Origin of the sequence: Rhizobacter sp., assembly GCF_031412075.1 — a bacterium.
Classification (GTDB): domain Bacteria; phylum Pseudomonadota; class Gammaproteobacteria; order Burkholderiales; family Burkholderiaceae_C; genus Rhizobacter.
This window is the reverse complement of record NZ_JANOCG010000307.1, coordinates 1-1,551: the sequence shown is the minus strand read 5'-3', so window position 1 is coordinate 1,551 and position 1,551 is coordinate 1. Positions and strand designations below refer to the sequence as shown.

Below are 1,551 nucleotides of genomic sequence, written 5' to 3'. Positions count from 1 at the left end.
ACGCGTGCTCGCGCTGCGCCGCGAAGAGCCTGCGCTGCGCCATCCGCGCTGGTTTCAGCATGCGCCCGCAGCGCCGGGCGAACGCAGCTTGACGTGGCTGGCACCGGCCGGCGCCGAGATGCAGGTGCACGACTGGCACGACGCCGGCCAACATGCTTTTGCCTGCCGCATCGACGCTTCGCCGGACGATGTGCGGGCGCTTGCTGCGGCGTCCGATGCGGGGGGTCGCCATTTGTTGATCGCCTTCAACCCCGAAGCCACTGCACAGCCGTTCCGTCTGCCGGTCGGTGCCTGGCAGGTGGCGTTGTGCAGCGCCGGTGAACTGGCCGAAGGCGCCCCCATCGGAGCCCATGCACCGTTCCTGGTGCCGGCGCACGGGCTCGTCGTGCTGCGCGGCAGCGAAGCGCCGCAGTGACCTCCACGCCGCCAAGCGCATCCAACCACGCCATGCCTCCTGCCACTGTCGAACGCGCCTCCGGCGTCATGCTTCACCTCACGTCGCTGCCCGGCCCGCACGGCGTCGGCGACTTCGGCCCCGACGCCTACCGCTTCGTCGACTGGCTCGTCACCGCTGGCCAGACGCTCTGGCAGTGGCTGCCGACCACACCTGTCGGGCCCGGCGACTCGCCGTACCAAAGCCCGTCGGCTTTCGCCGGCAGCCCGCTGATGGTGGCGCTCGAGCCGCTGGTGGAGCGCGGCTGGCTCGCGCCGCCGCTGATGCCCGACGAAGGATTTCGCACCGACCGCGTCGAATTCAACCGTGTCATCCCATGGCGCGACGGCCAGTTGCGCGCGGCTGCTGCCGGCTTTGAAGCGCGTGCAAGTGCTGTCGACCGCGAAGCGTTTGCGCACTGGTCTGCGAAAGAAGCCACGTGGCTCGACGACTACGCCCTTTTCATGGCGCTCTTCAACGCCCACGGCATGCAGCCCTGGTGGGCCTGGGCACCGGCACTGCGCCAGCGCGAAGCCGCAGCGCTGGCGGCCTTCCGCCAGAGCCACGAAACAGAGATCGCCTACTGGCGCTTCGTGCAATGGTGCTGGGACGCGCAATGCAGGGACTTGAAGCGCTATGCCAACGAACGCGGCGTGCGCCTCATCGGCGACATCCCGATCTACGTGGCCGACAACAGCGCCGACGTCTGGTCGCGCCCCGACCTCTACAGCCTCGGCCCCGATGGCCTGCCCACGGTGATTGCCGGTGTGCCGCCCGACAAGCTGGGCCCCGAAGGCCAGCGCTGGGGCAACCCGCTCTACCGCTGGGACCGCATGGCCGCCGAAGACCACGCCTGGTGGACGGCGCGCGTGAGGCACGTGCTGGCCCAGGCCGACATCGTGCGCATCGACCACTTCCGCGGCTTCGCCGGCTACTGGGAGATTCCGGCCACATCGCCGAGCGCCGAAGTCGGCCGTTGGGTCGAGGGGCCAGGCCGCGCGCTCTTCGAGGCCATCGAGCGCAACATCGGCGACGCAGCGAAGGTGAACGGTCGCTTGCCCATCATTGCGGAAGACCTGGGCCTCATCACCCCCGACGTGGTAAAGCTGATCGAAGCT

The 1,551-nt window shown here is 69.4% G+C and carries 1 protein-coding gene and 1 pseudogene; both read left to right on the top strand.

The window, feature by feature from the left end; genetic code table 11:
- Positions 1-415 (top strand): annotated as a pseudogene (locus RMO40_RS11250) (hypothetical protein); the annotation flags it as partial.
- 32 nt (positions 416-447) lie between these two features.
- Positions 448-1,551 (top strand): 4-alpha-glucanotransferase (gene malQ, locus RMO40_RS11245; protein WP_309720729.1); only part of this gene is annotated, 1,104 nt, incomplete at its 3' end.